This window comes from Burkholderia sp. RS01, assembly GCF_039748055.1.
GTDB lineage: Bacteria > Actinomycetota > Actinomycetes > Actinomycetales > Micrococcaceae > Arthrobacter.
Genome location: NZ_JBDLAK010000015.1, coordinates 78,684 through 100,923 on the forward strand (window position 1 = coordinate 78,684; position 22,240 = coordinate 100,923).

Genomic DNA, 22,240 nt, shown 5'->3' on the forward strand with positions numbered 1-22,240 from the left:
CCGATGTGCCTCGGACGCCCGCTCCGGCGAGAATGGTGCCATGGACTCCTCCTTCACACTTCCCAAAGCGCTGCAGCGCCATCTGGTTCCTGACATCGGTCAGCAGCCGGCGGCCGGCCCCCAAGACAGCAGGATGACGCTGAGGGCCAAGTGGACAGTGGGCGGGGTCATCGCGGGCGGCGCCGCGGCCGGACTCCTTGGAGCTGGTTCGTCGGCGCTGGCGCTGTACTTCGCCCGGCGCGTGCTCACCCCGTCGCGGGCGCGACCCGCCGACCAGGAAGTGCTGGCGGTCATCAGGGAAGGCCGCGGGCTGCAGGTCATTCTGGCCGCCACGCCGGACACAACCCTGGACGGCGTCTACGGACTCTACTTCGACGGCGGCAGCGGCCACGCCCGAATCGGCAGGATCGTGTCCTATTCGCCGGCCGAGCGGACGGTGCTCCGCGAGGTCGAGGCGGTCTACAGCGGCGACCTCGCGAAGGCCCGGCGCGGCTGGTGGAGCGGGGCCGTCTATCCGGATCCCCCCGCCGTCGGGCTGGCGTCCGAAGAAGTCGGCATCGAGGTCGACGGCGGAACCGCTCCGGCCTGGCTGATCAGGGCCGAGCCCGACTCCGGGACGTGGGCCATCATGGTCCACGGCCGCGGTGCAACGAGGCAGGAGGGCCTCCGGGCCGTCCGGGCTGCCCGCGAGCTGGGACTCTCCAGCCTGCTGGTGTCCTACCGCAACGACGGACTGGCGCCCTCGGCACCCGACGGCAGGTACGGCCTGGGGTCCACCGAGTGGCGGGACATCGACGCCGCTATCTCCTTCGCGCTCGCCAACGGGGCCAAGGATGTGGTGCTCTTCGGCTGGTCCATGGGCGGTGCCATCTGCCTGCAGACCGCCGATCTCTCAAAGCACCGGACGGTCATCCGGGCCATGGTTTTGGACGCGCCCGTCATCGACTGGGTCAATGTGCTGGCCCATCACGCCGAATTGAACCGGATTCCGTCCGGCGTCGGCCGGTACGGACAGCTCATGATGGGCCACCGGCTGGGGCGCCGCCTGACCGGGCTGGCCGCACCCGTGGACCTGAAGTCCATGGACTGGGTGTCCAGGGCAGTGGAACTGCGGACACCCACCCTCATTGTTCACAGTGTGGACGACGAATATGTCCCGTACCGGCCCTCGGCACTCCTGGCCGAAAGGAATCCGGAGATGGTGACGTTCGAGGCGTTCGTGCAGGCCAGGCACACCAAGGAATGGAATGTTGATCCGGGCCGCTGGGAAAGCCTGGTCAAAGCCTGGCTGCAACAGCAGCTCGCGCCAAAGTTGAATCCGGGGCAGGCGCCCGGCCAGGGGTCAGACCAGCCTGGAGCCGAACGGGACCTGCAGGATTAGAGCGGCCGGCTGGCGGTCCTGCCGCCGGGCGTTCTGATTGGGGCCGTGCCGATCGGGGCAGTGACGGCGCCCGTGAGGCGGATCAGGTCCCGGGGATCGAGCTCGATATCAAGCCCGCGGCGGCCGCCGGACACCAGGATGCTGGTCAGCGCCAGCGCGCTGTCATCTACCACCGTGGGGGAGGGCTGGCGCTGGCCCAGCGGCGAGATGCCGCCCAGGACGTAGCCCGTCCGACGTTCAGCCGCGGCAGGATGGGCCATGGCGGCTTTCTTGCTCCCGAGGGCCGCCGCGATGGCCTTCAGGTCAAGGTTTCCGCTCACCGGAACGACGCCGACGGCGAGCCGGCCGTCGACTTCGACCATCAGCGTTTTGAAGACCCTGGCCGGGTCAATCCCCAGGACTTCCGCGGCTTCCAGTCCGTAACTGGCGGCGGCGGGGTCGTGCGTGTAGGGATGCAGGCCGAAGGAAACGCCTGCCGCAGCCAGGGCGGCTGTGGCAGGCGTTCCCTGCGAGGTGTTCTTGCGGGCCACGGCCGGTTGGGACCGCTTAGCTTTGGAGCCGGGCCGACGCGGCCACTTTGCGCTTGATGCGGCCCAGCATTGCCGTCATCCCGCGCATCCGCAACGGCGTAATGGCCCGCGTGAGCCCCAGCAGTTCCGGCATGTCGTCCGGCACGGCCAGGATCTCCTGCGCCGTCAGGCCGTCGAGGCCCTCGTGGAGCACGCCAGCGAATCCCCGCGTGGTGGGCGCCTCGGGAGGGGCCTTGAAGAACAGCCGGAAAGCTGCGGGGGACCCGTCGTCGTCCTTTTCAGCCTCGATCGTCAGGAACAGTGGCGACTGGCACTCGACCACCTGCTCCAGCAGCTCCGGGTGATCCCGGAGCCGCTCCGGCAGTTCGGGCAGGCCACGGGAAAACTCCAGGAGCAGCTGAAGCCGGTCAGGCTCGGTCAGTGCCTGGAAGTCATCGACAATCTCCGCCAGCGCGGTGGGCAGTGCATAAGTACTCATCCCTTCCAGCTTACGCAAATTTGCCCCGGCGCGGCCCTTTCTTACGGCTGCTTACCTGGCGCCGGCCGGAACGGAGCCGCGCTCGGTTCCCTTGACGATGGGCACGCGCACGGCGTTGCCCCACTCCGTCCAGGAACCGTCGTAGTTGCGGACAGTCTCGAAACCGAGCAGGTACTTCAGCGCAAACCACGTGTGGCTCGAGCGTTCGCCGATGCGGCAGTAAGCCACGACGTCGTCCCCTTCAGCAAGCCCGGCTTCCTCGAGGTAGAGGGCCTCCAGTTCGGGCCGGGTGCGGTAGGTGCCGTCCTCCGCTGCGGCGCGTGCCCAGGGGATGGACGCCGCCGTCGGAATGTGTCCGCCGCGGAGGGCGCCCTCCTCCGGGTACGCCGGCATGTGGGTGCGCTGGCCCGTGTATTCCTCGGGGGAGCGGACGTCAATGAGCGGTTTGCCAAGGTGCGCGAGGACATCGTCCTTGAATGCGCGGATGGGCGAATCGTTGCGTTCGACGACGGGGTAGTCGCCGGCGGCCGGGGCCGGAACGTCGGTTGTCAGCTCGCGGCCTTCGGCGATCCATTTGTCCCGCCCGCCGTCCAGCAGCCTGACGTCTTCGTGGCCGAAGAGGGTGAACACCCAGAGGGCGTAGGCGGCCCACCAGTTGGACTTGTCCCCGTAGATCACTACGGTGGTGTCGCGGGAAATGCCCTTGGCCGCTGCCAGGGCGGCAAAGGCGTTGCCGTCCACGTAGTCCCGGGTCACCTCGTCGTTCAGGTCCGTGTGCCAGTCAACCTTGACGGCACCGGGGATATGTCCGGTCTCGTACAGCAGGACGTCCTCGTCGGACTCCACCACCACGAGCTTTCCGTCGCTGAGGGCACCGCCCTCGATGGCAGCGGCGAGCCACTCCGTGGAGACGAGCCGCTCCGGGTGGGCGTAGGCGGTGAACTTCTCGTTCTGTTCAACTGGGTAGGACATTCGTATGGCCTTTCACTGAAACGGTCACGTCGGACCGCCGTAAGAGACGGTCGGTCACTGCTTCAACCCTAGCCACGGCCCGCGGTGAATGCTCCCCATCGTTAATAGGACGAAATGTGCGGTTGGTCACGGCGGGCGACGGCCGGCGGGCTCACACCCGGGCTGCACCCTCAGTGCCGGTATCCTGTCTGGGGACAAGTCACCAGCAGAACGGACCACCTTGGTACAGATTGAAAAGCTCGCGACCCGGACGCCGTCGGTGTCTGTGGATGAGCTCCTCAAAGGTTTTTACCCGTCACCAAGGTTCGGGAAGGTGTCCTTCGCAAGCTACCGGCCGGATCCTTCGCAGCCCAGCCAGGCAGCGGCCGTCCATGCCCTGGAGGCGTTTGCCGGCGGCGTCGGCGCGGGCGACGGCGCGGGACTCTTCAAGCGGCTCTTCGCCAAGAAGGACACCTCGCGGGCCGGCATCTACCTCGACGGCGGCTTCGGCGTCGGCAAAACCCACCTCTTGGCCTCGTTGTGGCACGCCGCGCCCGGTCCGAAGGCCTTCGGCACGTTCGTGGAGTACACCAACCTGGTGGGGGCGCTCTCCTTCCGGAAAACGGTCGAAGCGCTGAGTTCCTACAAGCTGGTCTGCATCGATGAGTTCGAGCTGGACGACCCGGGCGACACCGTCCTGATGTCCCGGCTCATGCGCGAACTCGCCGACGCCGGTGTCAAACTCGCCGCCACCTCCAACACGCTGCCCGGCTCCCTGGGCGACGGCCGCTTCGCCGCGGTCGACTTCCAGCGGGAGATCCAGGTCCTGGCCGATCAGTTCGATGTCCTCAGGATCGACGGTGAGGACTTCCGGCACCGCGGCCTCCCCGCTGCCCCGCTGCCCCTCAGGAACAGCGAACTTCACGCCCACATGAAGGCGGAGTTCGACGGCCAGACCGTTGCCGAGGACGACTTCAAGACCCTGATCGCCCACCTTGCAGGTGTCCACCCGAGCCGCTACCGGAAACTCATCGACGGCGTGGACGGTGTTGTCTGGCGTGACGTGGAAACCATCACCGAACAGGCGGTGGCGCTGAGGTTCGTGGTGCTGGCGGACCGTTTGTACGACAAGGACGTTCCGATCCTGGCCAGCGGCGTCCCGTTCGACCAGCTCTTCACACATGAAATGATGACCGGCGGCTACATGAAGAAGTACTTCCGGGCCGTCTCCCGCCTGACGGCACTGGCCCGTGAAGGCCAGAACCACGAGCCGGCCCTCTAGGCCGTTAAACGCCAAAGGTGCCGGCGCCGCCTCTCGGCGGGACCGGCACCCGGTTGACGTGTCTGGGCAAAGCCCGGGCAAATCCTGGTTACGGAGCCTTCTCGGCCGGCGGCACTACCTGGCCCGCCGGAGCCTCGTTGGGCGTTCCGTCTGCGTTGTCAACGAAGGTGGAAGCACCATCCTGGACCTTATCTACGTGGCCGGCGTACTTGCCGCCGGTCTTCGAGTCGACCAAGTCGCCCGCTTTTTCGATACCGTCCTTGATGGCCTGCTCGTTGCCGCGGATCAGACCCTGAGCTTTGCCCTTTAGATCGTCAATCAGTCCCACGAGCACCTCCCTTCAATCGCGGAGCCAGTTCGCTCCTCCGCATTCGATCCTAGCTGCCAGGCCGGTGCCTGCCAAGGAGCTGTTGACAGAAATTGTCAAACGGTGCGAGGGCAAGAAAAAAGCAGCTCCGGGGAGCTGCTTCAATCGTGGGCGATACTGGGATCGAACCAGTGACCTCTTCCGTGTCAGGGAAGCGCGCTACCGCTGCGCCAATCGCCCGGAACCGGAAGGCCGGCTATATCCTGGGTTCGGATCCCTAAGGATCAAGAGAGCGGACGACGAGATTCGAACTCGCGACATCCACCTTGGCAAGGTGGTGCTCTACCAGCTGAGCTACGTCCGCGCATGAAGTCCGTACGGTTTGACCGGACGTTCAACAACAAGCAAGTTGCCTTGCTCTGGTGGGCGATACTGGGATCGAACCAGTGACCTCTTCCGTGTCAGGGAAGCGCGCTACCGCTGCGCCAATCGCCCATTGCATCCGGTCGGACCGGAAACCATGGTTTTCACCGAGGTGGGTACGGGATTCGAACCCGTGTATACGGCTTTGCAGGCCGCTGCCTCGCCTCTCGGCCAACCCACCGTGTAAGCGTCGATTCCGGGGAATCTTTGCCGTGACAGTGTCCTGCGAGCGGACGACGAGATTCGAACTCGCGACATCCACCTTGGCAAGGTGGTGCTCTACCAGCTGAGCTACGTCCGCATTCGGAGCGCTGATTCCTTGCCGTGAGCGGCATTTCCTCGCGTTCCAACGAGTAAAAACTCTATAGGAGGTTCAGGGAATCTCCAAATCGTGCCACGACACAGTCACGCCGACCCCCTTACTTCCTTGAATTCTAGGGAAATATTCGAATTACAGGTCTGTAATTCAGCAGCCGGGGACGCCCGGCGCGTGCCCGGCTCTTCCCGCGGCTTCCCCGCCGGGGAGGTCCGATTTCCGAAAACCCCGCATCGTCGGCTAGCATTCAAATGCATCGGGGCGATTGGCGCAGTGGTAGCGCGCTTCGTTCACACCGAAGAGGTCACTGGTTCGAACCCAGTATCGCCCACCGATGAATGGTCCGTTCCGCCCGGGAAATCCCGGCGGGGCGGACTTTTCTGTTTCCGGACTTATTGTCAGCCCCCCGTGAAAGAGTTTTGCCATGACTGATCCACTCCTCGCCCACGCCACGGAATACGGCCGGATGTACGCGCGCTCCACCACGGAAGCGTTCTCGGTACCGTCCATCACCACAGTCATCGGCCAGCAGCCCCACGGGCTGGACGGATGGTTCGGCTACATGGGCGCCAGCAGTCTGGCCAAGGATCCGTCTCTTCCCGAAATCCTGGGCAGCCCGGCAAAGGTCCGGCAGGCGGTGAACCGCGCAGCCAAGGCGGCGGAGGCTTACCGCGACGACGCCGCCCAGCGCGGAGACCGCGTCCACAACTACTGCGAACAGGTTGCGCTGCGGGCCCTCGGCCGGCCCCACCGGATGCAGGAAACGCGGGAAGCCCTGGCGTCCAACGGTGAAGAGGCCTTCGCCGCCCGTTTCGACGAATGGTGGGAGCTGTTCCGGGTCGAACCCCTGGCGCCGGAGATCACGGTATGGAACAAAACGGTGGGATACGCCGGAACGCTGGATCTCGTGGCGCGGATCAACGGGCGGACCTGCCTCATTGACTACAAGACCAAAGGAACCACCCGCGACGGCCAGGTCAAGGCGCTGGACGACAAAGTGGTCATGCAGCTCGTCGCAGGCATGAAGGCTGAGGAAAGCCTGGTGGATGCCGTGGCGGGGGAGTGGGAACCCTGGCGGCACGGTGATTCCCCCGTGCTGCTCGCGGTCGCCATCGGCGAAACGGAGGTGCGCCCGGTGAGGGCGAACCCGGAGGTGCTGCGGCACCACTGGTGGAAATTCTGCGCGCTGCGGCGTGTGTGGGAGATGTCAGCGGACACGGTCAGTGCCGGACCTGCGCTGCTGCCGGTGGCACCGCCCGTGTTCACGTGAGCGTGTCCACCTGAGCTGCCGTCCGGGGAGCCACCGGTACGGCCGCAGCAACTAAACTGGACTGGATCCGTTAACCCCACCGTGAGGAAATGACCGCAGATGGCAATTCTGAATATCCGTATCATCGGCGACCCCGTGCTGCGCACGGTTGCCGACCCCGTCACGGAATTCGGGCCGGAGCTGGCCAAGCTCGTTGCAGACATGACCGAAACCATGGAGGACGTGGACGGCGCCGGCCTGGCCGCGCCGCAGATCGGAGTCAGCCTCAGGGTTTTCACCTACCGCATCGGCGGTGTTGAGGGCCACGTCATTAACCCGGTCCTGGAAAACAGCGATGACTTTCAGCCTGACGAAGTGGAAGGCTGCCTCTCCATCCCGGGCCTCGGTTTCCCCGTCCGCCGGTCCCGCGCCACGCGGGTCACCGGCGTGGACGTCAACGGAGAGCCCGTCTCTGTGGAGGCAGAGGGACTGCTGGCCCGCTGCTTCCAGCACGAAACCGACCACCTCGACGGCATTCTCTACACGGACCGCCTTGAGGGCGATGACCGCAAGGCAGCGCTGCGCTCCATCCGCAACGCCAACTACGACTCCATCACGGAACGGACGACGGCGAAGCGCGCCAAGACGGTCGGCTCCAGTTTCGGCGGCGGCAGCTTTGGCGCTGCCGGATGAGGGTCCTCTTCGCGGGAACGCCGGCGGTAGCCGTACCGTCACTTGATGCGCTCGTCGCCGCCGGCTTCGACGTCGTCGCGGTGCTGACCCGGCCGGACGCGCCGATCGGGCGCAAACGCGTGCTCACGCCGTCGCCCGTTGCCGCCCGTGCCGCCGAGCTGGGACTCGAAGTCATACATGCCGCGCGCGTGGACGACGCCGTCACGGCGAGGATCGCGGCAGTCCGTCCGGACGTGGCCGCCATCGTGGCCTACGGCGGACTTGTGCCGCGTGCCGCCCTGGACATTCCGCCACACGGCTGGGTCAACCTGCACTTTTCGCTGTTGCCGGCCTGGCGCGGCGCGGCACCGGTGCAGCGCTCTGTCATTGCCGGCGACGACATCACCGGAGCGGTGACCTTCCTCCTCGAGGAAGGGCTCGACACCGGCCCTGTCATTGGCACGCTGACCGAACCCGTCCGGCCCGACGACACCTCCGGAGCGCTGCTGGAGCGGTTGTCGCACAGCGGCGCCGTGCTGCTGGCCCAGACGCTGTCCGCTGTCGAGTCGGGCGCGGCCTCCCCGCGACCGCAACAGGGCGAGGTCACCCTCGCCCCCAAGCTGACCATCGACGACGGCCGGATCGACTGGTCCGAACCGGCCCTTTCCGTCGGCCGGCGCGCCCGGGGCGTTACGCCGGAGCCGGGGGCATGGACCACGTTCGACGGCCAGCGCCTGAAACTTGAGCCGGTGGTGCTGCGGTCCGAGGCCGCCGCGCAGGCGCCGGGCACAGTGGCGCTGGACGGCAAGAGCGTGCTGGTGGGAACCGGCTCGCATCCAGTCGAGCTGACCCGGGTCCAGCCTGCGGGCAAGAAAATGATGGCCGCGGCCGATTGGGCCCGCGGACAAGCTTCCCTTGAAAGCGTGGTGTTCGAATGAGCGAGTCCGGGACAAGCGGCAGCGGCCGGGGCCGGGGGCCCCAGCGGGCAGGACAGGGCGGCCAGGGCGGCGGCCAGCGGGGCGGTTCCAGCCGGCGCGATGCGCAGGGCCGGGAACGCAACCGCGGGCCGCAGCGCAGCTACACCGAGAACGCGCCGTCCCAGCGCACCCGCCGCGCCGATCCGGCCCGGCTGGTCGCTTTCGAGGTGCTGCGTGCCGTGGCCGCCGAGGACGCGTACGCCAACCTCGTCCTGCCGGCGAGGATCCGGCACCACGGCCTGGACAAGCGTGACGCCGGCTTCGCCACGGAACTGAGCTATGGCGCCCTCCGCGGGCAGGGCACGTATGACGCTGTCCTGGCACGGTGCGTGGACCGGCCGCTGGACCAGCTGGACCCTGCCGTCCTCGATGCCCTGCGCATCGGCACGCACCAGCTGCTGGCCATGCGGGTGCCGGCGCACGCTGCGCTTGACCAGACTGTGGGACTTGCCCGCGCCGTGATCGGGGCGGGACCCTCCGCCCTGATCAACGCCGTGCTGCGCAAGGTCTCCGCGCACACGGTGGAGGAATGGCTGGAATTGCTGCTCAGCGACGAGCAGGATCCCACCAAGGTGGCCTCGGTCCGGTACGCCCATCCGGAGTGGATCGTGCGTGCCTTCAGGCAGTCCCTCGTGGCGCACGGCAGGCCGGTCACCGAAATCAACGATCTCCTCGAGGCGGACAACGCCGCCCCGGTGGTCAACCTCGTGGCCCTTCCCGGGCTCGGAAGCCTGGACGAGGCCCTCGAAGGCGGAGCCACGCCCGGAGAGCTCGTCGAAGGATCCGCGCTCTCCAGCGGCGGGGACCTCGGCCGGCTTGCCTCGGTCAGGGAAGGCACCACTCGAGTCCAGGACGTCGGCTCCCAGCTCGTGGCCCGTGCCATGGCTGCGCTGCCGCTGGGCAGTGCTGAAGGCAGCGGCGCAGAAGGCAACGGCCGGGAGGGGACAGAAGCCTGGCTGGACCTGTGCGCCGGTCCCGGCGGCAAGGCCGCCCTGCTCGGAGCGCTGGCCAATGAGCGCGGCGCCACCCTGCTCGCCAACGAACCGGCGCCGCACCGGGCCAAACTGGTCAGCCAGGCACTGTCCGCCGTCCCGTCCGGAGTGTGGAAGGTCCGCACCGGCGACGGCCGCGAGGTCGGCGAGGAACAGCCGGAAGCGTTCGACCGCGTGCTCGTGGACGTGCCCTGCACCGGACTTGGCGCCCTGCGCCGCCGGCCCGAGTCACGGTGGCGGCGGACGCCCAAGGACCTGGCAGATCTCGGACCGCTGCAGCGGGAGCTGCTCAAGTCGGCCCTTGACGCGGTCAAACCCGGCGGGGTGGTCGCCTACGTGACCTGTTCGCCCCACCCTGCTGAGACCACTGCCGTGGTCAGCGACGCACTGCGCAAGCGCGATGACCTGGAACTGCTGGACGCCGGGAGCGCACTGGATGCTGTCAGCCTGACCGGGCACCTTGACGCCGGTCACGAGCTCACCGCCCAGCTGTGGCCCCACATTCACCGCACGGATGCCATGTTCCTTGCCCTCATCCGCAAGAAGCCCTGAACTTCCCCTCCCCGCGAAAGGACCCCGCATGCCGCAGTGCTGCATCAACCCGAGCATCCTCTCCGCCGACTTTGTGAACCTTGAAGCCGAGCTGCAGAGAATCAGCAACGCCGATTCGGTGCACGTGGACGTGATGGACAACCAGTTCGTCCCCAACCTGACCATCGGGCTCCCCGTGGTGCAGCGGATCCAGGCCGTCAGCCCGGTCCCCCTGGATGTGCACCTCATGATCGCCGATGCTGACCGCTGGGCCCCAGGCTACGCGGACGCCGGAGTGGCCTCCGTGACGTTCCACGCGGAGGCGTCGATCGCCCCCGTCAAACTGGCCCGGGAACTGCGCGGGCGCGGATCAAAGGCCGGCATGGCCCTGCGTCCCGCCACCCCCGTTGAGCCGTACCTGGACATGCTCCCGGAGCTGGACATGCTCCTGATCATGACCGTGGAGCCCGGATTCGGCGGGCAGGCGTTCCTGGACCTCACGCTGCCGAAAATCCGCCGGGCGCGTGCCGCCATCGAAGGATCCGGCGTCAACGTCGCGCTCCAGGTGGACGGCGGCATCACCGAGGAAACCATCCTCCGTGCCGCGGAGGCCGGCGCCAACGTGTTCGTGGCAGGATCGGCCGTCTACGGTGCGGCGGACCCGTCCGAGGCAATCGACCGGCTCCGGAAGGCCGGAACCGTCTAGGGACTCCCGGAAGGGGGACAGCGGCTGGCAGGCCGCATCCGTGCTGGGCCACGTTACGGATTCTGTGACCTCCCATGGCCGGGAATACACGGACCATCCGCAAGGTTGTGCCACAATAGCAACACACATTACGTGCTCCGGGGTCGGTGTAAGTCCGAACCGGCGGTGACAGTCCGCGACCCGCGAGCCGGCGTTTTCCCAGGAAAACCCGGCGGACGGTTGAACTGGTGAAATTCCGGTACCGACAGTTAAAGTCTGGATGAGAGAAGCGCGTACAGCTGTATTTTGTGACGTCCCACGGGCGTCGCAGCATTTCGCTGTCGTATACCCCCGGAGCCATAGAGGTTCTAGAGGGAAGGAACGACACACTCGCATGGACACCCGTACCGTGTCGCCGGATCCGGCGGTTTCATAGTGGGCAGCCAGCCGATCCACGCCTTCAGCGCCGCCGAAACCGCCGCGATGGAAGCAGCTTTGGACGCCGCCCTGCAGGGGCCGCGCGGTGCCAATCCCTTGGTGGGGGCCGTCGTCGTCGGTCCTGACGGCCGGCGCCTGGCGACGGGCTACCACCGGGGAGCCGGCACCGCCCATGCCGAAGCCGATGCGATCGCGACGGCGATCAGCGCCGGCGTGGATCTCCGCGGGGCCACCATGGTGGTCACGCTCGAACCCTGCAACCACATTGGCCGCACGGGACCCTGCGCGCAGGCGATCATCGACGCCGGAATAACCGGCGTTGTGTACGCCGTCGACGACCCCCACGATCCCGCGGCCGGCGGGGCAGCGACCCTCCGGAATGCCGGCGTCAGCGTTCGCAGCGGATTGGCTGCCGAGCGTGCGTTCGAACTGAACCGCCGCTGGTTCCTGGCCGTCGAGGCGAAGCGTCCCTTCGTCACCTTGCACATTGCCCAGACGCTGGACAGCCGGATCGCTGCCGAGGACGGAACGAGCCAGTGGATTTCCTGCCCGGAATCGCTGGCCGACAACCACGCCATCCGGCGCCGGATCGACGCCATCCTCGTCGGCACGCAGACAGTCCTGGTGGACAACCCGCGGCTCACGGCGAGGGACGTCAACGGTGAAGCCTCCGGCGAACAGCCGCTGCGTGCCGTCATGGGGCTTCGGGACGTTCCGCCGGACGCCGCGGTGCGCGGTGACGACGGCAAGGTCCTGCACCTGCCCACCCGCGATCCCCAGAGAGCCCTGGCTCTGCTGTTTGAGGCGGGGGCGCGGCACGTCATGGTGGAGGGCGGCTCCAGGATCCTGAGCGCCTTCCTCGGCGCAGGACTCGTGGACGAACTCATCGTCTACCTGGCGCCCACGCTGCTTGGATCCGGGACACCCGCCCTCAACGGCCTGGGCATCGGAACGCTTGCCGACGCCCAGCGCTGGGAGTGGGATGCCGCCTCCGGCGGCGCCGTCCAGGTGCTGGGAAGCGACCTGCGGCTGCACCTGCTGCCGGAAAGGCCAGCCCGACCAGATGAAGCAACGCGGCCGCCGTCAGCGGCCCAGTCAACCCCAACCGATTCACTACCGGCCCGCGCAGCAGCGGGCACAGCCACGGGAGGCTACTGATGTTCACCGGAATTATTGCCGAACAGGGAAAGGTCCTGTCCGTGGACCGGAACGGCGACACGAGCGCAACGCTGCGTCTCCACGCCCCCGGAACCGCTGACGGATTGCCGCTGGGCGGATCCATCGCCGTCAACGGCGTGTGCCTGACCGCCACGGCGATCGACGGCAAGGATTTCAGCGTGGATGTCATGGGGGAGACCCTCGTCCGCAGCACCATCGGCGAACTTTCCGCCGGTGACGCCGTCAACCTGGAGCGATGTGTTCCGGCAGGCGGCCGCCTCGACGGACACGTCGTGCAGGGGCACGTGGACGGGGTGGGCGAACTCCTCGAACGCGAAGCCCAGGGAAACTGGGAGCGGCTGCGCTTCGGTGTGCCGCTGAGGCTCGCACGCTACATCGCGGAAAAGGGGTCAATCGCCATTGACGGCGTTTCCCTCACGGTCACGGCCGTCAGCCCCGCTGCCGAAACCGCGCCCTGGTTCGAGGTGGGCCTCATCCCCACCACGCTCGCCGATACCGGCCTGGGCGCCAAGGCTACCGGCAGCAGGGTGAACCTGGAGGTGGACGTGCTGGCAAAGTACACCGAACGCCTGCTGGCGTTCACCGGGCGCGGCACCGAAGTGGCGGAGGACCAGCTGTGAGCGCGGCGGCAAGGCTTGACCCGGCCGCTTCAGGCACCCTGACCCTCGATCCCATCGAGGAGGCAGTGCAGGCGATGGCAGCGGGACGGCCCGTGCTGGTGGTCGACAACGAGGACCGCGAAAACGAAGGGGACATCATCTTCGCGGCGCAGCATGCCACTCCATCCCTGATGGGATGGACCATCCGCTACAGCTCGGGTGTCATCTGCGTGCCGCTTGACGGTGCGCGTGCCGACGCGCTGGCACTGCCTCCCATGGTGCAGGTCAACGAGGACGCGAAGGGCACCGCCTACACCGTCTCGTGCGACGCCGCCACGGGAGTAAGCACCGGAATCTCGGCCACGGACCGGGCACTGACTGCCCGGGTCATCGCCGATCCGGGCAGCGGCCCTGAAACCCTGACGCGCCCCGGGCATATTTTTCCGCTGCGGGCCGTTAAGGGGGGAGTGCGTGAACGCCCCGGCCACACCGAAGCGGCCGTGGAACTATGCCGGCTCGCCGGCCTGGAACCGGTGGGCGTGATCGCAGAGGTTGTGTACGACGACGGCGAAATGATGCGGCTGGACGGCCTGCGCGTTTTCGCCGCCGAGCATGGTTGCCCCTTGATTTCGATTGAGGACCTCGTAGCGTACCTCGAGGCGAACGACCATGTATCTTCACAGGAGAGCAGTCCGGAAGCGAGTCCGGCCGGAGAAGGAGAAAGACGATGACGGCATCTCAAGCAACGGAGGCCAGCAGCAACGGGCGGACCCCGCATCCCGTGAGTGCCGGACCCGTGGTCCAGCTGCCCGGTGCGTTCGGGAACTTCGTGACGCAGGCATGGACCGATCTGGTCACCGGCGCAGAGCACCTCGCGGTCAGCTCACCCAACCCTCCCCGGGACGGGAAGGCGCCCCTGGTGCGCCTGCATTCGGAATGCCTGACCGGGGACGTCTTCGGCTCCTACCGCTGCGACTGCGGCGAGCAGCTTGCGTACGCCCTGGAGCTGATCGAGGCCAACGGCGGCACCCTCCTGTACCTCCGCGGCCAGGAAGGCCGCGGAATCGGCCTGGCCAACAAGATCAAGGCCTACGCCCTGCAGGAGGCGGGCTTCGATACGGTCGAGGCCAACGAACAGCTCGGACTGCCGGTCGACGCGCGGTGCTACAACGCCGCCGCGCAGATCCTGGCCGAGATGGGCCTGCATGAGATCCGGTTGCTGAGCAATAACCCGGACAAGCAGAACCGCCTGGCCAAGGCGGGCGTGACGGTCGTGGAGATGGTCCCCACCGAGGTGCCCTCCCGCGAACAGAACATCCGGTACTTGCAGACCAAGAAGGACCGCATGGACCACCTGCTCACCCTGGACGCCCAGGCCGCAGGCGTGCCCGGCAGCGGCACCAACACTTTTGAACACGAACAAGACTGAACGGATCAGGATCACTTTATGAGCGGACACGGCGCACCCCAGATCGACCTCACCACCCTCAACCCTGCGGAAACCTCGCAGCTGAAGCTGGCCATCGTTGCCGCCAGCTGGCACACCGAGATCATGGACGGACTCCTGGACGGAGCCCTCCGGGCCGCCAAGGACGCCGGCATCAACGAGCCAACGGTCGTCCGCGTGCCGGGCAGCTTCGAGCTGCCGGTGGCCGCCGCGCGGCTGGCACCGCACTTCGACGCCGTCGTTGCCCTCGGCGTCGTCATCCGCGGCGGAACGCCGCACTTTGACTACGTCTGCCAGGCCGCGACGTCGGGACTTACCGACGTCAGCGTCAACACGGGCGTCCCGGTCGGGTTCGGCGTGCTGACATGTGACACCGAACAGCAGGGCCTGGACCGGGCCGGGCTGCCGGGCTCCACCGAAGACAAGGGCCACGAGGCAGTCACCGCCGCGCTGACCACCGCGCTGCTGCTCAAGCAGTACTGATACTGCGCCGGGCGGGGATGGGTGCGGAAGCGCACGCCGTGTGTATTCGCTCACATCCCCGCCGTCATGCAACGGCCCGACAGGCGGCGTCCGGCCCGGAGCAAGTAGGCTGGAGGGCGTGAAGAATTTCGAGACGCTGTTCGCAGAGCTCAGTGAGAAGGCAGCCACCCGCCCGGAGGGCTCCCGCACCGTTGCCGAGTTGGAGTCCGGAATCCACGGCATCGGCAAGAAAGTCGTGGAGGAAGCAGCTGAAGTCTGGATGGCTGCGGAGTACGAATCCGACGACGCCGCTGCCGAAGAGATCTCGCAGCTCCTGTACCACCTGCAGGTTCTGATGCTTGCAAAAGGACTCAGCCTGGAAGACGTCTACAAGCATCTGTAGCCGCGTCCGCGTGGCCCGTTTGCTGATCCAAGACTTCCAACCCCAGAAAGACCTCCAATGCTGCGTGTAGCCGTACCCAATAAGGGATCCCTGTCCGAAGCCGCCTCCGCCATGCTCTCCGAGGCCGGCTACCGCCAGCGCCGCGATAGCCGCGAGCTGGTCATGGTGGACCCGGACAATGACATTGAATTCTTCTTCCTCCGCCCCCGCGACATCGCCGTATACGTGGGGCAGGGAACCCTCGACGTCGGCATCACCGGCCGCGACCTCCTCCTGGACGCGCAGGTTGAGGCCGAGGAACTGCTTCCGCTCGGATTCGCCGCTTCCACTTTCCGCTTCGCCGGCCCGATCGGTGACTTCTCCAGCCTGGAGCAGCTCGAAGGCAAGCGGCTCGCCACCAGCTACGACGGCCTCCTGCGTGACTACCTGGCGGACCGCGGCGTCAAGGCCAGGGTGGTCCGCCTGGACGGCGCTGTCGAGTCCTCGGTCCGGCTGGGCGTCGCTGACGCGATTGCCGACGTCGTCGAGACCGGCAACACGCTCAAGGCCGCCGGCATGGAGATCTTCGGCGAGCCCATCCTCAAGTCCGAGGCCGTCCTTATCCGCCGCACCGGCGAGAGGGGAGCCGCGAACGGCACGGCGAAGGAAATCGAAGTGCTGATCCGTCGCCTCCAGGGTGTCCTCGTGGCGCGCCAGTATGTGCTGATGGACTACGATATCCGCAAGGAACTCGTCGAACAGGCCGCCGCGCTGACCCCCGGACTCGAGTCGCCCACGGTGTCGCCGCTGCGCGATTCGGACTGGGTTGCCGTCCGGTCCATGGTGCCGAAGAAGGAAACCAACCGGATCATGGATGAGCTGTACGACCTCGGCGCCCGCGCCATCCTGGTCAGCAGCATCCACGCCTGCCGCATCTGACCCGCTGCCGCCGGCGCCGCCCCGCCGGCAGTCCAAAAGCAACCTCTGCAGTACAACAGGAGAAGTCATGGCTGTAGCCGTCCGCGTTATCCCGTGCCTGGACGTTGATGCCGGCCGCGTGGTCAAGGGCATCAACTTCGAAGGGCTCCGCGACGCCGGAGACCCCGTGGAGCTCGCGCACCGTTACGACAACGCCGGCGCGGATGAGCTGACCTTCCTGGACGTGACCGCGTCGTCGGGCAACCGGGAAACCACGTTCGACGTCGTCCGGCGCACGGCCGAGGAAGTATTCATTCCGCTGACCGTCGGCGGCGGCGTGCGCGGCGTGGCCGAGGTGGACAAGCTGCTCCGCTTCGGCGCAGACAAAGCCTCCATCAACACTGCAGCAGTGGCCCGGCCGGACGTCATCGACGAGATCACGCGCCACTTCGGCTCCCAGGTGCTGGTGCTGTCCGTGGACGCCCGCCGCACCCGCCCCGGGGCCCAGCCCACGCCGTCGGGCTTTGAGGTCACCACCCACGGCGGCCGCCAGGGCACCGGCATCGACGCCGTCGCCTGGGCTAAGGAAGCCGCCGACCGCGGCGTCGGGGAAATCCTGCTCAACTCGATCGACGCCGACGGCACCAAGGACGGGTTCGACCTCGAGCTCATCCGGCTGGTCCGGGCCGCGGTCAAGGTTCCGATCATCGCCTCCGGCGGTGCCGGTGAGCCTGCGCACTTCGCGCCCGCCGTGCAGGCCGGCGCCGATGCCGTGCTCGCCGCGTCCATCTTCCACTGGGGCCCGGATGACATGATGTCGCGGGTCAAGGCCGCAATCCGCGAGGCTGGGTTCGAGGTCCGCTAGAAACTGCAACGCGGGGTCAGATATCGCCCAATAAACCCTGTTCATTGGGCGATATCTGACCCCGCGTTGCTTTGTTAAAGGCCCACTTCGGCGGACTGAAGAAGCGCGACGGCGTCCGGCTGGCCTTCGAAGGTGACCAGCGCATGGCGCGTGCGGCCGTGGGCGTGCATGAGCAGTTCGCCGGGCTCGCCCACGATGGCAACCGACACGGGCGCCCGTTTGGCGACGTGGCGCGGGCCCGAGGGACACACCAGGACGATGCCGAGGTCAACGCCCCGATACAGGATGGCGGCGCGCTTGACCAGTTCATCCCACAGCGCATCCGAGTATTCTTCGTCGAGGGCCCGCGGCGCCCAGCGGTCGACGGCGCGCCGGACGTCCTCGGTGTGGACGAAGTATTCGATGAGGTTGGAGCTCTCATCCAGCGCCTTGATTTTCATCGGCGACAGGACGGGCGGACCGGCCCGGAAGGTGTTCACCAGCTCCGTGTATTCGTCGGCGGTCTGGATTTTCGCGGCGAGCTTTGCCGTGGCTTTATCGGACGCCTTGGACAGGCTCTTGATGACCAGCCCCAGCCCGACGGCCGCCTTACGCTCGCGGAGGTACAGGTGAGCTGCCAGGTCCTTGGTCTTCCAGCCCCTGCAGAGCGTGGGGGAGTCAGGACCGGCCGCCAACAGGGTTTCGGCCAGGACTTCTCGGGACGGATCGACGAAATGCATCACTTGTGAAACTAGCACGTCCCCGCGGGACTTGCGCAGTGTGTCCGCGCGTGAATTTGTCCCGTTCTGTACACCGGCCCGTGCGTCGTGCAGTGGCGTGCGGCATGCGGGGAACGCACCCACCTCGGGAGGAATAGTTCGGTCGTGTTGGCGGCAATTGGCTTGTTGACAGGGTCCCGTGCCGCGAGTAGACCGGACGCATCAAATGACCGATCCGCTGTCAAGATGACGACTTCAGAAGTGTGATCAGCATGGGGCCCGCCGACATTGTTGAAATCAGAGTTCACGGGATAGGCAACAAGGAACTGCTTGATGCCTTGGGGCGTCCGCGGTTTGAACGACTGAATCCGGCCAGTGAAGTCACCACAGCGCCCGCCTTGCCGGACCACAGAGTCCGCATTATCAACTGGGCGCGGTCCAACAAGGAGTTCACGAGGGGTTTCTTCTGGTACGTGGCGCTTCCATTCACGCTTGCGAACGTGATCGGCTACATGAGGCCGCCCAGGGGGAGCTCGCGGTTCTTCGCACTCGTGGCCTTCGCCGGCGGACTGCTCCTGACGGCGGCCCAGGTGGCCTGGGCCGCGGTGATAGCGGAAACGGTCTTTTCATTCACTCCCATCGACAGTGCCGACAAGAGCATCGGAGGGGCTATTCCACTGGTGGTGTCTGCCGGCCTCGCCTTGGTGATGTTGTACCGGGCATCCGAAATCCGCCATGCCAACGACGTACGGGATCCTGGTCCAAAGCTGCCCGTGTTGGCGGCTAACGTGCTTTCCGCCTTGGTGACCGGTTATTTCCTGAGCGGCCGCTATCTGTCCGGCTGGCTTGACGGGCTGGGCCTCGATCCGGCGTTCCGACTCAATCCGATGCTCGTCGTGGTGGTCGGATCGACACTCGCCGCCTATGGCCTGGCCGGCATCATCCTGCTCCTTTACATGGGTGTGGGGCGCAAGGAGATTGCCAGTGACGACGCTCCTGCCGAAGCAGACGGAGCTCGTGCAAGAATCCGCTTCAGCAGCATGAGGCGGCAATACGCCGCAGCAGCCTTGGCCCTGATCGTCTCCATGGTCATGATGCACGCACTCGGAGGCCTGCTGAGGATAGCCGCCTCGGACCTGATGTGGCTTTTGCGGGCTCTTGCATTCCCGAGCATGCCCGTGGAACTGCAGAAGGATGCGGTCACGCTCCTCGTCTCGGCCGACGACACCGGAACGTTCAAGGACAACCTGCTGGACATGGTCCCGGTGTACTGCCTTGGGGTGCTCGCCATTCTTGGACTCAGCTGGGAAATTGCTGCGCGGGAGAGGTTCGGGCCGAACGAGCGATGGCCCAGGCCACTGAAACTCCGCGCCGAACTGCAACGATCGGCGGTCCATCGCCTTGGGGAGTTGTTGCCGAAGGTAACGGCGGGGTTCATGGGAGGGTCCTTGGTGTTCCTCATGGTTGCCGGCTTCCTGACAGCCCGGGCAGGAGAAGCTTCACGTGCTCTGGAGTTCCTCATCGGCAGCAGCCACGGGCTTTCGTACGTCGTCCTGCTGGCAACCGTCGTCGGTCAGTTTCCGGAGATCACGTCCAAGACGCGTCTCGTGGCCGACGTGGTTGGTTTCTGGCCCATCCGTAACCATCCACTGGCGGGCGTTTCGTATCGCAGGCGCGTTGTGGCCGGCATCCGGCTGGAAATGGGCCGCCACCCCCAGCACACCGTGGTTCTCATAGGGCACAGCCAGGGATCCGTGATTTGCGCTTGGCTGATCCGCGCCGGACTTCTGCCCATCGACGAAAATCGAGTCCACTTGATCACCTGCGGGTGCCCGTTGATGACTCTTTATTCAACGCTGTTTCCGGCCTTTTTTACGCTGGAGGACCTCAGGGCTACAAGACGGAATGTCGCTTCATGGACCAATTTCTGGCGAAGTACCGACGCTATCTCCTCCAAAGTGCCGTGCGCGGTGAACCGTGAAATTCCCGAACCGGGCCCTGACGGGCTCATTGAAAAACACGGGAACTATTGGACATCGTCCCTGCTCGCCGATCGGGTAAGCCGCATTGAGTCCACCGCTCGGAGCCCGAAGCCCGGGCCGGTGACGGAGCAGACGCCACAGAGAACATCCGACGTCACGATCCTCCGGCATGCCTAGGCGACGTTGGGGCGCCGTGGCGGCCCAACGCCTGTCAGGCAGAGACGCTCAGGGCGGCGTCGGCTTCTTTGAGAACCTTGGCGGCTACCTCGAGGCCCTCGATCCGGCCCAGTTCGACATCTTCGTGCTCGATGTTGACGAGCATGTTGGGATCCACTTCGTGGAGGGCACGGAGGAACTCGGTCCAGTACGCGACGTCGTGGCCCTTGCCGAGGGCGACGAAGTCCCACGCGGCTGGCTTCGGCCATTCGTTGGCCCACTCGTCGCCGCCGAGGTTTGTGCGGTTCTCTTCGGGGGACAACCTCCGGAAGCGGTTGTCGAGGACGCCGTAGATGGCGGCAGTTTCCTTGTTGACCCGCACGTCCTTGGCCGCGGCCTGGAAGACGAGCGGTCCCAGTTCACGGATGACGGCCACCGGGTCCATCTGCTGCCAGAACAGGTGCGACGCATCGAGTTCGACGCCAACGTGGGTAGCGCCGGTGAGTTCGACGAGCTTGTGCACATCGGCGGGGTTGAACACGAGGTTCTGCGGGTGCAGTTCCAGGGCCACCTTGACGTCCAGATCCCGGGCGAGCCGGTCGGTTTCCTTCCAGAACTCCGCGGCGATGCCCCACTGGTAGTCGAGCACGTCCAGGGCGGCCGAGTTCCACGCGTTGACGATCCAGTTCGGCACGGTGGCTCCGGGTTCCCCGCCGGGAAGCCCGGACATGGTCACGACACGGTGCTGTCCCAGCCGGTGCGCGAGGCGGATGGACCGGCGGATGTCCTCGGCGTGCTTGTCGCCGATGGCGCGGTTGGGGTGCAGCGGGTTGCCGTTGCAGTTCAGGCCGGCAATTGACACTCCGGTGCCCTCGAAAATGGCCAGATAGTCGTCCCGTGCCGCATCGCTTTCCAGAATGTCATCGAAGGTGGGGACGTGGACGGCCGGCAGGAATCCGCCCGTGTTGATTTCGATGCCGGTCAGCCCGAGGTCCGCGATGACCTTGAGGGCCTCGGGAAGCGGCCGGTCGTGCAGGATAGCGTTGTAGACGCCGAGCTTCATAGCGCGATCTTCTTTCCGTTGTTGAGCGCGGATTCCGTGACGGCGCCGAGCAGTTCCATGTTGCGCACGCCTTCGTCGAAGCTGGCGCAGCGGGGCAGGGATTCTTCCTCACTGAGGCCGGCAACCTCTTCGAGGAATGCGCGGGCCTGGTAGCCGAACGCGTCGTTCTGGCCGAAGCCGACCTCGGGGGCGTCCATGGCCAGGCCGCCGGCGATGTAGGGGTGGCCCGGGCCGAGGATCACCTGGCGGTAGCCGTTCTCGTTGCCGGATCCGTCGTTGAGGAAGAGCTGAATTTCAGAGGGGCGGCGCTGGTCAAACTTGGCGGCACCATTCTCGCAGAACACCTCGAAGTTGAGGCTGTTGGCGTGGCCGGCGGCAACACGGGAGACCTCAAAGCTGCCGGCACCGTTTTCGAACTCCGCGTTGAATGCTGCGTAGTCGTCGTTCTCTACGGCCTCGAAGGTGTCGCTGACGGCAGCGTGGTCGTGCCCGATGACTGCGCCCAGCGGCAGGGGCCGCTTGTCGATCGCCGTGCTGAGGCGGCCGCCGCTGATGGACTTGATGTCGCCGCACAGGAACTCGGAGACGTAGGCCAGGTGGCTTCCGACGTCGGCAAGGGCACCGGAGCCGGGCCCGCCCTTATAGCGCCAGCTCATGGGAGCGGACGGGCTGAAGCCGTAGTCGGTCCAGTAACGGCCGCTGAAGTGCAGCACCTTGCCGAGGACGCCGGTGCGGATGAGGTCCCGGATGTAGGCGATGCCGGGGGTGCGGCGGAAGGTAAAGCCAATGCGGGCGATGCTGGCGGCGTTGCGGGCCGCATCGGCCATGGCGCGGGCGTCTTCCAGTGAGTCGCTCAGCGGCTTCTCGCACAGCACGTGCTTGCCGGCGGCGAGCAGGCCCTCCACGACTTCGCGGTGGAGGGAGTTGGCGATAACCACGCTGACGACGTCGATGTCATCGGCCTCGGCGATTGCCTGCCATGACGTGTCGTTGCGCTCGTAGCCAAAGCGGCGTGCGGCCAGCGAGCCGAATTCGGCATTGACGTCGCCGATCGAGACGAGGCGAATCGGCGGAAGAACGGGGTTGTACAGTGCGGACGCGGTGCGGTAGGCAGCTGCATGGGCTTTGCCGGCCATGCCTGCCCCTATGACGGCGACGCCGATATCTTTGGGCATTGGTTTTCTCCTTCGAAACTCAGCCGAGTTTGCGCGGCTTGGCCGCTATCAAGATGGGATAAAAATGGAGCGCTCCAGAACACGATAGAGCCGGAACTTTGT

General features: G+C 66.3%; 23 protein-coding genes, 6 tRNA genes and 1 riboswitch. Of the genes, 17 read left to right on the forward strand and 12 right to left on the reverse strand.

Annotated features, from left to right (window positions below):
- Positions 1–40: 40 nt before the first annotated feature.
- A complete protein-coding gene (locus ABFP37_RS14725) occupies positions 41–1,381 on the forward strand; it encodes an alpha/beta fold hydrolase (RefSeq protein ID WP_347034012.1) in 1,341 nt (446 codons plus the stop codon).
- Here the strand turns inward: ABFP37_RS14725 and ybaK are convergent.
- The 3 genes from ybaK to ABFP37_RS14740 are packed head-to-tail and all read right to left on the reverse strand — an operon-like array spanning position 1,378 to position 3,361.
- The gene (gene ybaK / locus ABFP37_RS14730; RefSeq protein WP_347034013.1) at positions 1,378–1,911 is read right to left on the reverse strand and encodes a Cys-tRNA(Pro) deacylase; all 534 of its coding nucleotides are present in this window, start codon (positions 1,909–1,911) and stop codon (positions 1,378–1,380) included. The two genes, ABFP37_RS14725 and ybaK, sit on opposite strands and share 4 nt — an antisense overlap.
- A gap of 16 nt (positions 1,912–1,927) precedes the next feature.
- A complete protein-coding gene (locus tag ABFP37_RS14735; RefSeq protein WP_185982295.1) occupies positions 1,928–2,389 on the reverse strand; it encodes a SufE family protein in 462 nt (153 codons plus the stop codon).
- Positions 2,390–2,440: 51 nt separating this feature from the next.
- Positions 2,441–3,361: a sulfurtransferase gene (locus tag ABFP37_RS14740; RefSeq protein WP_347034014.1), complete on the reverse strand. Its 921-nt coding sequence runs from the start codon at positions 3,359–3,361 to the stop codon at positions 2,441–2,443.
- 313 nt (positions 3,362–3,674) lie between these two features.
- Between ABFP37_RS14740 and zapE the strand changes: the two genes are divergently transcribed.
- Positions 3,675–4,622 carry a cell division protein ZapE gene (gene zapE, locus ABFP37_RS14745; RefSeq protein WP_347034015.1) on the forward strand — a complete coding sequence of 316 codons (948 nt, stop codon included), beginning with the start codon at positions 3,675–3,677 and terminating at the stop codon, positions 4,620–4,622.
- 88 nt (positions 4,623–4,710) lie between these two features.
- Here zapE and ABFP37_RS14750 read toward each other — a convergent pair whose 3' ends face one another.
- The 6 genes from ABFP37_RS14750 to ABFP37_RS14775 form a co-directional block, all read right to left on the reverse strand.
- Positions 4,711–4,950, reverse strand: a complete 240-nt coding sequence (locus ABFP37_RS14750) for an antitoxin (protein WP_078029776.1) — start codon at positions 4,948–4,950, stop codon at positions 4,711–4,713.
- A 147-nt stretch (positions 4,951–5,097) separates the two neighbouring features.
- Positions 5,098–5,169 (reverse strand) — tRNA-Val (locus ABFP37_RS14755).
- Between the two features lie 51 nt (positions 5,170–5,220).
- A tRNA-Gly gene (locus ABFP37_RS14760) sits at positions 5,221–5,293 on the reverse strand.
- Positions 5,294–5,349: 56 nt separating this feature from the next.
- Positions 5,350–5,424, reverse strand: a tRNA-Val gene (locus ABFP37_RS14765).
- Positions 5,425–5,462: 38 nt separating this feature from the next.
- Positions 5,463–5,533: transfer RNA gene (locus tag ABFP37_RS14770), tRNA-Cys, on the reverse strand.
- A gap of 47 nt (positions 5,534–5,580) precedes the next feature.
- Positions 5,581–5,653 (reverse strand) — tRNA-Gly (locus ABFP37_RS14775).
- Positions 5,654–5,927: 274 nt separating this feature from the next.
- On the opposite strand from ABFP37_RS14775, the gene ABFP37_RS14780 reads away from it, so the two are divergent.
- From ABFP37_RS14780 to hisF, 14 genes are all read left to right on the forward strand, one after another.
- Positions 5,928–5,999 (forward strand) — tRNA-Val (locus ABFP37_RS14780).
- A gap of 93 nt (positions 6,000–6,092) precedes the next feature.
- Positions 6,093–6,938 (forward strand): hypothetical protein, encoded by an 846-nt coding sequence (locus ABFP37_RS14785; protein WP_347034016.1) that lies wholly within the window; start codon positions 6,093–6,095, stop codon positions 6,936–6,938.
- Between the two features lie 99 nt (positions 6,939–7,037).
- Positions 7,038–7,610 (forward strand): peptide deformylase, encoded by a 573-nt coding sequence (def, locus tag ABFP37_RS14790; RefSeq protein WP_347034017.1) that lies wholly within the window; start codon positions 7,038–7,040, stop codon positions 7,608–7,610.
- On the forward strand, positions 7,607–8,527 hold the full coding sequence (fmt, locus tag ABFP37_RS14795) for a methionyl-tRNA formyltransferase (RefSeq protein WP_078029724.1): 921 nt from the start codon (positions 7,607–7,609) through the stop codon (positions 8,525–8,527). Before def ends, fmt begins: the two co-directional genes overlap by 4 nt.
- Positions 8,524–10,110: a transcription antitermination factor NusB gene (locus ABFP37_RS14800; RefSeq protein WP_347034018.1), complete on the forward strand. Its 1,587-nt coding sequence runs from the start codon at positions 8,524–8,526 to the stop codon at positions 10,108–10,110. Before fmt ends, ABFP37_RS14800 begins: the two co-directional genes overlap by 4 nt.
- A gap of 28 nt (positions 10,111–10,138) precedes the next feature.
- Entirely contained in the window at positions 10,139–10,795 is a 657-nt protein-coding gene (gene rpe, locus ABFP37_RS14805; RefSeq protein WP_078029726.1) for a ribulose-phosphate 3-epimerase, read from the forward strand.
- 128 nt (positions 10,796–10,923) lie between these two features.
- A riboswitch (FMN riboswitch) is annotated at positions 10,924–11,071 on the forward strand.
- A 138-nt stretch (positions 11,072–11,209) separates the two neighbouring features.
- Positions 11,210–12,370: a bifunctional diaminohydroxyphosphoribosylaminopyrimidine deaminase/5-amino-6-(5-phosphoribosylamino)uracil reductase RibD gene (ribD, locus tag ABFP37_RS14810; RefSeq protein WP_347034019.1), complete on the forward strand. Its 1,161-nt coding sequence runs from the start codon at positions 11,210–11,212 to the stop codon at positions 12,368–12,370.
- On the forward strand, positions 12,370–13,011 hold the full coding sequence (locus tag ABFP37_RS14815; RefSeq protein ID WP_347034020.1) for a riboflavin synthase: 642 nt from the start codon (positions 12,370–12,372) through the stop codon (positions 13,009–13,011). Before ribD ends, ABFP37_RS14815 begins: the two co-directional genes overlap by 1 nt.
- On the forward strand, positions 13,008–13,721 hold the full coding sequence (gene ribB / locus ABFP37_RS14820; RefSeq protein WP_078029728.1) for a 3,4-dihydroxy-2-butanone-4-phosphate synthase: 714 nt from the start codon (positions 13,008–13,010) through the stop codon (positions 13,719–13,721). The genes ABFP37_RS14815 and ribB overlap by 4 nt, the downstream gene beginning before the upstream one ends.
- Complete coding sequence (ribA, locus tag ABFP37_RS14825; RefSeq protein WP_078029729.1) at positions 13,718–14,419, forward strand: GTP cyclohydrolase II; 702 nt, start codon at positions 13,718–13,720, stop codon at positions 14,417–14,419. The genes ribB and ribA overlap by 4 nt, the downstream gene beginning before the upstream one ends.
- An 18-nt stretch (positions 14,420–14,437) precedes the next feature.
- A complete protein-coding gene (gene ribH / locus ABFP37_RS14830; protein WP_078029730.1) occupies positions 14,438–14,920 on the forward strand; it encodes a 6,7-dimethyl-8-ribityllumazine synthase in 483 nt (160 codons plus the stop codon).
- 118 nt (positions 14,921–15,038) lie between these two features.
- A complete protein-coding gene (locus tag ABFP37_RS14835) occupies positions 15,039–15,302 on the forward strand; it encodes a phosphoribosyl-ATP diphosphatase (protein WP_056625926.1) in 264 nt (87 codons plus the stop codon).
- Positions 15,303–15,359: 57 nt separating this feature from the next.
- Positions 15,360–16,220 carry an ATP phosphoribosyltransferase gene (hisG, locus tag ABFP37_RS14840; RefSeq protein ID WP_078029731.1) on the forward strand — a complete coding sequence of 287 codons (861 nt, stop codon included), beginning with the start codon at positions 15,360–15,362 and terminating at the stop codon, positions 16,218–16,220.
- Between the two features lie 67 nt (positions 16,221–16,287).
- Positions 16,288–17,064, forward strand: coding sequence for an imidazole glycerol phosphate synthase subunit HisF (hisF, locus tag ABFP37_RS14845; RefSeq protein WP_078029732.1), 777 nt, complete (start codon positions 16,288–16,290; stop codon positions 17,062–17,064).
- 74 nt (positions 17,065–17,138) lie between these two features.
- Here the strand turns inward: hisF and ABFP37_RS14850 are convergent, their stop codons facing one another.
- Positions 17,139–17,783, reverse strand: a complete 645-nt coding sequence (locus tag ABFP37_RS14850; protein ID WP_078029733.1) for a TIGR03085 family metal-binding protein — start codon at positions 17,781–17,783, stop codon at positions 17,139–17,141.
- Between the two features lie 251 nt (positions 17,784–18,034).
- On the opposite strand from ABFP37_RS14850, the gene ABFP37_RS14855 reads away from it, so the two are divergent.
- Positions 18,035–19,921 (forward strand): hypothetical protein, encoded by a 1,887-nt coding sequence (locus ABFP37_RS14855; RefSeq protein WP_347034021.1) that lies wholly within the window; start codon positions 18,035–18,037, stop codon positions 19,919–19,921.
- A gap of 34 nt (positions 19,922–19,955) precedes the next feature.
- Here the strand turns inward: ABFP37_RS14855 and ABFP37_RS14860 are convergent, their stop codons facing one another.
- Both ABFP37_RS14860 and ABFP37_RS14865 read right to left on the reverse strand, forming a co-directional pair.
- A complete protein-coding gene (locus ABFP37_RS14860) occupies positions 19,956–20,963 on the reverse strand; it encodes a sugar phosphate isomerase/epimerase (protein ID WP_078029735.1) in 1,008 nt (335 codons plus the stop codon).
- On the reverse strand, positions 20,960–22,138 hold the full coding sequence (locus tag ABFP37_RS14865) for a Gfo/Idh/MocA family oxidoreductase (protein WP_347034022.1): 1,179 nt from the start codon (positions 22,136–22,138) through the stop codon (positions 20,960–20,962). The genes ABFP37_RS14860 and ABFP37_RS14865 overlap by 4 nt, the downstream gene beginning before the upstream one ends.
- Positions 22,139–22,240 lie beyond the last annotated feature (102 nt).